The sequence below is a fragment of the Acinetobacter sp. WU_MDCI_Abxb74 genome (assembly GCF_025513915.1).
GTDB lineage: Bacteria > Pseudomonadota > Gammaproteobacteria > Pseudomonadales > Moraxellaceae > Acinetobacter > Acinetobacter calcoaceticus_C.
Map to the genome: position 1 here is coordinate 1259698 of NZ_JAHPRP010000001.1, position 8060 is coordinate 1267757.

7 protein-coding genes and 3 tRNA genes are annotated in these 8060 nt (G+C 35.0%); 5 read left to right on the forward strand and 5 right to left on the reverse strand.

Going from position 1 to position 8060, the window contains the following annotated elements; genetic code table 11:
• Positions 1-260 precede the first annotated feature (260 nt).
• From KTH84_RS06055 to KTH84_RS06075, 5 genes are all read left to right on the forward strand, one after another.
• Positions 261-1541, forward strand: coding sequence for an OmpP1/FadL family transporter (locus KTH84_RS06055; RefSeq protein WP_262472457.1), 1281 nt, complete (start codon positions 261-263; stop codon positions 1539-1541).
• 817 nt (positions 1542-2358) lie between these two features.
• Positions 2359-3720, forward strand: coding sequence for an MATE family efflux transporter (locus KTH84_RS06060; protein ID WP_262472458.1), 1362 nt, complete (start codon positions 2359-2361; stop codon positions 3718-3720).
• A gap of 124 nt (positions 3721-3844) precedes the next feature.
• Positions 3845-4678: an AraC family transcriptional regulator gene (locus KTH84_RS06065; protein WP_262472459.1), complete on the forward strand. Its 834-nt coding sequence runs from the start codon at positions 3845-3847 to the stop codon at positions 4676-4678.
• A 50-nt stretch (positions 4679-4728) separates the two neighbouring features.
• Positions 4729-5334 (forward strand): LysE family translocator, encoded by a 606-nt coding sequence (locus tag KTH84_RS06070; RefSeq protein WP_262472460.1) that lies wholly within the window; start codon positions 4729-4731, stop codon positions 5332-5334.
• A gap of 535 nt (positions 5335-5869) precedes the next feature.
• Positions 5870-6211 (forward strand): hypothetical protein, encoded by a 342-nt coding sequence (locus KTH84_RS06075; RefSeq protein ID WP_042897118.1) that lies wholly within the window; start codon positions 5870-5872, stop codon positions 6209-6211.
• Here KTH84_RS06075 and KTH84_RS06080 read toward each other — a convergent pair.
• The 5 genes from KTH84_RS06080 to KTH84_RS06100 all read right to left on the reverse strand — a co-directional run bounded on the left by KTH84_RS06080 (position 6186) and on the right by KTH84_RS06100 (position 7929).
• Entirely contained in the window at positions 6186-6656 is a 471-nt protein-coding gene (locus KTH84_RS06080) for an AnBLUF65 family BLUF photoreceptors (protein WP_133972593.1), read from the reverse strand. The two genes, KTH84_RS06075 and KTH84_RS06080, sit on opposite strands and share 26 nt — an antisense overlap.
• Before the next feature lie 276 nt (positions 6657-6932).
• The gene (locus tag KTH84_RS06085) at positions 6933-7142 is read right to left on the reverse strand and encodes a cold-shock protein (protein WP_003650775.1); all 210 of its coding nucleotides are present in this window, start codon (positions 7140-7142) and stop codon (positions 6933-6935) included.
• Between the two features lie 459 nt (positions 7143-7601).
• A tRNA-Trp gene (locus KTH84_RS06090) sits at positions 7602-7675 on the reverse strand.
• A gap of 68 nt (positions 7676-7743) precedes the next feature.
• A tRNA-Leu gene (locus KTH84_RS06095) sits at positions 7744-7828 on the reverse strand.
• Positions 7829-7855: 27 nt separating this feature from the next.
• Positions 7856-7929: transfer RNA gene (locus KTH84_RS06100), tRNA-Trp, on the reverse strand.
• Positions 7930-8060: the final 131 nt, after the last annotated feature.

Consider the following 8060-nt stretch of genomic DNA (forward strand, 5'->3'; position numbering starts at 1 on the left):
TCACATCAGGCTAACTATTTATTCCATTTTTTTTGCAACCCAATCCTCGCTAGCTAACTCATAGCCCTAAACAAGAGTTAGCTAGAGTTTGCACATCTTATTGATTGCTAGTGCTCATACTAAATGATGATCAGAGATGAAACTTAAATAATGGATGAGCTTCATACCTACAACAGTAATATTTTCGGTTAATCGAATGCTCTAGGAAACATAAACACAAAATGTCTCATAAACATTTTCACCTCAAGGAAAGACGTAAAATGAAATTAAAAACATTAACTACAGCAATTATTTTAGTAACTTTACCACTGACAGGGGCATTTGCTGCATCTCTAGATCGTTCAGGTCAGTCTATCTCTTCATTCTTGCAACCAGGTAATTACTTTGAAGCAGGTATTTCGATATTAGATCCCAACGTTACTGGTAAAGTACGTAATGGATATTCACCAAATGCTACACCACCAAGCACTATTGGTTTACAAAATACAAATATTAGCGACATGGGTGATGATTATTACTTCCCTAGCGCTGCGCTAAAATTACAAGTAACAGACTACTTCTCTTTTGGCTTAATTTACGATAGACCATTTGGTGCCGATGTTACTTACGCACTTTCCGATACTGCATCGATCGCGGCTGGTGGCTTAGGACTATTTCATAATGGTACAGAGTCACTTGAGGTTGAAGTAAAGACACAAAGTATTTCAATGTTGCTTGGCTACCAACCTACTGAAAATTTTAATTTTTATGCAGGTCCCGTTTACCAAACAATTGAAGGCGATGCTAAATTTCGTGGCTTAGCCTTCGGTGGGAATAACAGCTTTGGCGGATATAATCTCAACATTAAAGAAACTGGCGGCGTCGGTTGGCTGGCTGGCGTTGCATATCAAATTCCAGAAATAGCATTAAAAGCATCTGTTACTTATCGCTCTGAAATTGATCACAAAATGACAATTAATGAAAGCTCCATTGCAACATTAGGGCAAAATATTGGCACTTTTATTAATATGAATAATGGGCTAGAGCAAACAAAAATTACTACGCCCCAATCTGTTAATCTAGATTTTCAAACAGGTATCATGGCAAATACAATTGCATTTGCAAATATGCGCTGGGTAAATTGGAAAGATTTTACAATCCGTCCTTATGCGTTCGGTTTAGCTTCAGAAATCGCAGGACCGTCCGTTGGCAAACCAAATGGCTTTGATCTAACTGCCTATAGTGATGACCAATGGTCCGCAAATGTAGGTTTAGGGCGTAAATTAAATGATCAATGGATGGGGAACATTTCAGTAGGTTGGGATTCTGGTGCAGGTAATCCTGTGACAGCACTCGGACCAACAGAAGGTTATTGGAATCTTGGTTTAGGCGCTCAATTCAGCCCAACACCACAAACATTCATTTCTGGTGGAGTAAAATATTTCTGGTTAGGTGATGCTAAATTACAGACTAGCGCTCAATTCGATACAACAAACTATGTTGCAGAGTTTAAAGATAACTACGCTATCGCATATGGTTTAAAAATGGGCTACAAGTTCTAATTATTAATATTGAAAAAAATATTTAAATGGCCTAAACCCCAAAGTTAGTTGGCTTGATTTAATGGCTTGTAAAGACTGAGTTCTGTAACCCACAGGTCTCAGTCTATTAAATTTATCAACGAAAATAATAGGATTAAATATATTACAGTAAATGAAATAAGGTGACATAAGCATAATTAAATCCCCACCTTGTAAATTTTTAAGAAACGAATAAAATGTAACCAAATTAAATAATAGTCACCCCCATTAAGGCGACAAACTTCTTAACACAAGAGTAGAGAGTAATATTAGTACATCAGTGTGGATGCTTAAGTCTCTACTGTAAAAGTAATGGATATAAATAAAGTTTGACCACTATAAAAATTTCTTTGAGCGCTTCATAAATTATATTTTATATATTAAAATCAAAAAATTGAATCATTATCACGTTACTTTAGGTAATACTTTTTTGCTTTCTTATTTCTCAATAAATTTCTAATTAAAAAATCCAGATTCATATTTTTTTATTTAGCCCTTTTTTTGAAAATGGCAGCTTAAAACTACCTATTTATTACTGACAATTTGTGACCATGTGACAAAATAGTCACAACCAACAATTGTTCAAACCACTTAATAAATATGTTGTCTCAAACTCTCGTTGTCTTACCAGTCTTAGCTAAGGCTTTGCAATTTTCAGATAGAAAAGTACAGGCACAAACTGATTCAGCCCTTGCTGCTGTAGCAGTTTACAAATCACTGGGTAGCGGCTGGCAACCTCAAAAATTTTGAAGGAACCCTATTACCTCTATGACAAGCAGTTTATAAAGCGAGAATTATTATGCGGGAACAATCAGTACGCCAGCCGTTAAATACACATGATTTAAATCATGCGATCTTAAACGGACCAATTCCCCAAGTAATGCTAAAACTGGCGTTACCCACCATAACTGTTTTGCTTGTACAAACCCTGATTGGATTACTAGAAACATATTTTGTTAGCTCTCTAGGAACGGATGTAATAGCTGGCGTAGCCGTAGTGTTCCCAATTCTTATGCTCATGCAAATGCTAGCGAATGGTGGATTTGGTGGAGGACTAGCTTCAGCAATTGCTCGGGCTTCTGGAGCGGGTCGATCAGAAGATGCCCAATCCCTTGTCTGGCATGGTGTAATTCTTGCTGGCATTTTGGGAGGAGTTTTTAATATTGTTATGCTTACCTCAGCCCAGATGATATATCACTTAATGGGCGTTAGTGGCTTAGCTTTAGATGCAGCCCTCAAATATTCCAATATTATTTTTATGGGTTCACCGCTCATCTGGGCTGTAGCCCTACTCTCAGCCGCATTACGCGGTGCAGGTGATACAAAAACTCCGGCCCGCATAACGCTTCTAGGTGGAGTACTACTTTTACCCCTGTCACCTATTTTCATTTTTGGTTGGGGATTCATTCCTGCATTTGGCGTCGCTGGAGCTGGGCTCGCTGTCTTAAGTTATTATATTTTTGCCATCATATGCTTAATTAGGCACATGCGAACAACGCATAGCATTATCAAATTATCGATCACGCCTATTAATTTTCAGTTCTTCAAAGATATTCTTGGTATTGGTTCACTATCCGCTATTGGAATAATTCAACTTAATTTAACTGTTGTTATCATAACAACCTTAGTTGGTCAATTTGGTTCTGATGCAATCGCTGGGTACGGTATTGCTTCCCGACTAGACTACGTGCAAGTTCCGCTTATGTTCGGTATCGGCTCAGCAATCATGACCATGGTAGGTATTAATTATGGAGCTGGACAATTTCAAAGAGCACGCCATATCACATGGGTTGGGGTTTTCATTACATTTCTTATTACTGGCTCAATAGGACTTTTCTTTAGTATTTTTCCTTCCATTTGGCTTGGTTTTTTCAGTTATGATCCATCTGTTCTTCAGACTGGAACAAATTATTTGCAACATGTTGCGCCTTTTTACGGAGCAATAGGTATAGGTATGGCTCTTTATTTTGCAGGCCAAGGTTCAAAACGATTATTAGGCCCTATCTTAGCTGGTACCATCAGAATGATTATTGCAGCTGTTCTCGGAAGTATCGCTGTTCTATATTTTGATGCAAGTTTATCAACTTTCTTTCAAGTTATTGGCCTGAGTGCTTTGATATTTGGTTTGGTGTCCTGCTTGGCAAATTTTATACATAGATGAAATGGCATCGAGTTCAAAAAATTGCTCGACTTTCTTAAAGATTCTGCACAAATCTTCTAGAACTGCGCTTACCTCTTTTGTACCGTTCTAAGGGCTAAACTTAAAAATTTATGGATAGATTGTTATGGGTAACTGGGTGGACATTTCAAAAGATACCAATACAGGTATTGAAACAATCCGCGCCCATTTTACTGGCCATGCTTATGATCCCCACTGGCATTCGAGTTATTTAATTGGTGTAACTGAATCTGGAATTCAACAGTTTCACTGTCGTAAAAAACAAATTAATAGTCATGCTGGGCAAGTCTTTATGCTTGAACCCGAAGAAGTTCATGATGGACATGCCCCTGCATCTGATGGCTTTACCTATCAAATGCTATACCTACATCCAGACTGGTTAAAACAACGAATCCAAGGCTTATTTCATAATAGCCCTGATCACTACGAGTTAGTGATTGATGCACCATTAAAATCAGATGAACAACTCGCTATTATTACTTCTCAAGCATTCCAGCATCTGCACTATAAAGAAATGAATATCGTCAAAGATAATAGTCTAGACCTACTTATTCAGTATATCGCACAAGGGAAATGGCTAAAAAAAGCTCACCAATCGTCTTATACTCACACGCCTCGAATCGCATACCAAATCCGAGATATTTTGCATGATCATCTATTTGAAGATATCGGACTTGAAGACATCGCTCGCATGATAGGCCTAGACAGATACCATATTCACCGCATTTTTAAAGCAACTTTTCACTTGGCACCTCATCAATACCTCATTCAACTTAGACTTACACGAGCGCGTGATTTACTCGCCAGAAGCATATCTCCCGCACAAGTTGCTTCAGATTTATGCTTTGCTGACCAAAGTCATTTAAGTCGGTGGTTTAAGCGCTGCTATGGTTTAACACCTGCGGCCTATAGAAAAATTTGCACAAATCTTCAAGATTAAAAATCTTAATTATTTCATCTTGTAGCCCCCTATTCGCTAAAACAGACAAGATGGAAAACCTTATTGCATTTTCATTATTTGCTATTGTTGCCTCAATTACTCCCGGCCCAACTAATTTTATAATTTTAAATTTAAGTAGCCGTTATAAAATTTCTAAAACATTTCCTGTCATTTTAGGTTCTTGCATCGGGGCTGCTCTACTTGTGCTCATCGTTGGCATTGGGCTGGGTTCAACCCTTCTGGCTTACCCAATTATTCAAAAAATTATGACTCTCATTGGTTTAATCTGGCTCACCTCGTTGGCTTGGAAATTATATAATTACAACCCTATTATTCATTTAGAGCAAGACAAAGAAAAAGATCCGATTGGTTTTCTTACTGGCTTTTTTATGCAAGCAGTTAATCCTAAAACATGGATGATAGCTTTTGCAGTGATTAGTGTCTACACAAAACAGGGGCAAGATATCTGGGTGAATATCTCAATTTTATCCTTCATTTTTTTAGTTATAGCTATTCCTTGTCTTTACACATGGGCTTTAGCTGGCAGGCTAAGCAAACGATTATTTTCAAAACCAAAGCATATGAATATTTTTAATAAAATGATGGCGCTAACACTACTCATCTCTGTATGGTTACCAATCCTATCTAATTTTTAATGTATAAATTAGAGCATATAACTTTTAATTATTAATTTTCTAATATTAATAAATACTTATTCTGATAATTTCATAAAATAACTTTTTACTGAATATTCATTTAATGAACTCATACTTTTTTATTTTGAGAAATATATAGCTCAAAACATATGTTACTTTTTGTTATTTATGTAAAACCCATCTCAACAATAAAACCAAATAACAAATTGATATATAAAGTTTTAATGTAAATTTTATTTTGTAAAATTCGTCTATATTTTATACAATTGTAGGCAATTTCTTACAACCATGTAAGTCAAAACCTACAAATTAACTCATTGTTTTTCTTATAATTAATTTCGGCACATATAAGCACTCTTTACTATTAAATAGAAAGCTGAATATTAATGAAGAGATCTGGAGAAACGGTAACATTATCTTTATTAATATAAAAATTCTTAATAATAGAAAAAGAATCTCAAAAAATTAATATGTACTATCTTTCCTCTGGAAGCAGAGGAAAGATATTTTTTTAATCATCAGATAGGATATAAAAATGTTTATTGCAAAAAATATATTTGTATATTTACTATCAATGTTAGCTTTATGCTTACTGATTATTTTCTTTAACTATTTAGGAATGAATGAGACGACCAACCTTCTGCTCTCTTCAGCACTTTTTGGAATATTTATTACTTGGTATTTCAAAGGTAGTGGACTATGTCTCGCTTTATTTAGCTTTTTTTACTGGGCAATGTTTGTGATTAGCCAAAGTTTAGAAGTGATATGGATGCTCGCAAGTTCAGTCATTGTATATCTTGTTATGACTAAAATGATTCCTAAACTCAAGACTATCCATATCGGGGTGATAGCTAGAAAGGGTTCACCCCACGCTTAACCATACCTACTTTCTTACCTGTATTAATTTTGCTTTGCTCAGCAATTGATAATTCATTTAAGAAAATTTTTAAATTCTGCTCATCAAGACGAATGGGATTAAAACTAGTTTCTCCCATACTTAAAAAGAAAGATTCAATATTCGTATTACGTTGTACATATTTCATTGACCAACGTTGAAAAGAGTTCTTCTCAATGGAATATGTACACAGCCATTTAACATTGTAATGCCTTTGATCATTTTTAATTTTTTCAAATAATTGTTCCACTAACTCTTGCTCACCTTCTAGGCATTGAAAGAAAGCATCATCAGCATAATAGAGCACACCACAAATTTGATTCAAATCATTGAAATTTCGAGCTTCTGTCAGGATATCACGTAAATCTTGTAATAAATCTTCATTTTTTTCGTTTCGTTGGCTGGCATAACACAGTCTAACGTTCATTAACAATTCCGTGAAATATAAAATTTCTTTATCTAAAGATTTTTCAATCTAGCACATATTTATTCCTGATCATTTATATTTTATAGCTACACTAAATCTATGTTTTAAAAACAACCGATGAGTGATCGCGAAGATTTATTAGACATACAAACTATTAGACATAAAAAAAGCCCTCTATAATAGGGCTTTTATAGTATTTAAAAGAACAACAGAATTTCTTTTAAAAGACTGAAATAAAAAAAAGCACTAAATAGTGCTTTTTTTCTTACTGAAATATTATTGTGGAATAATATTTACAGCATTTGGGCCTTTTTGCCCTTGAGTAACAGTAAACGTTACACGTTGACCTTCGTGCAAAGTTTTGAAACCTGAGCCAGAAATTTCTTTGAAGTGAGCAAACACATCTGGACCATTATCTTGTTGAATGAAACCGAAACCTTTAGTTTCGTTAAACCATTTTACTGTACCACTTACTGTATTAGACATGATATATCCTACTGATTTCTAATATTTTAGTATCATCTTACAATGACGCTAACATAACTTTGAAAAAAGAATAACAAATTGAGTTAAGATCTTAAAAAACGAAGGATTATGACTAAAACTACGATACTTTAAAGAAGATTTACTAACAAGACTTTTTTCTAGTTAAGAGCATGATACATGAAATAAATTTCTATTCAAGCTTTTTATTAAAAAAATTTTATAAATTATAATAAAAAACAGAAAAACAATAACTTAATAGAGCAACTAAAATATTAATATATTCTCTACTTAACCAACGACTTAGATCTGATTAGATAAAATATCAAGGAACAGAAAGGTAATCGCTCATAACTTATTCAATGGCTGAATGAAAATATGAACGAAGGCATGAAATAATTTGAGCTTTAAAAAATCTAGGCAATAAAAAAACTCCTAAAAAGGAGCTTTTTTTTAAATCATTGGCAGAGGATCAAGGACTCGAACCTTGACGAACGGTTTTGGAGACCGTCATGCTACCATTACACCAATCCTCTATATGTACGATTAAATAGCTAATGATTTAATCATAAAAAAAGCAAGAACATCGTCTTGCTTCTTTTAATGGTGGGGGCGAAGAGACTCGAACTCTTACACCTTGCGGCGCTGGAACCTAAATCCAGTGCGTCTACCAATTTCGCCACGCCCCCATCTGGGACATTTATTTAAAATAAATGTGGCAGAGGATCAAGGACTCGAACCTTGACGAACGGTTTTGGAGACCGTCATGCTACCATTACACCAATCCTCTTCCAAAATATAGATGAATTAACATCTACATTAAACTTTAAGATTTAACTTAAAGTGGTGGGGGCGAAGAGACTCGAACTCTTACACCTTGCGGCGCTGGAACCTAAATCCAGTGCGTCTACCAATTTCGCC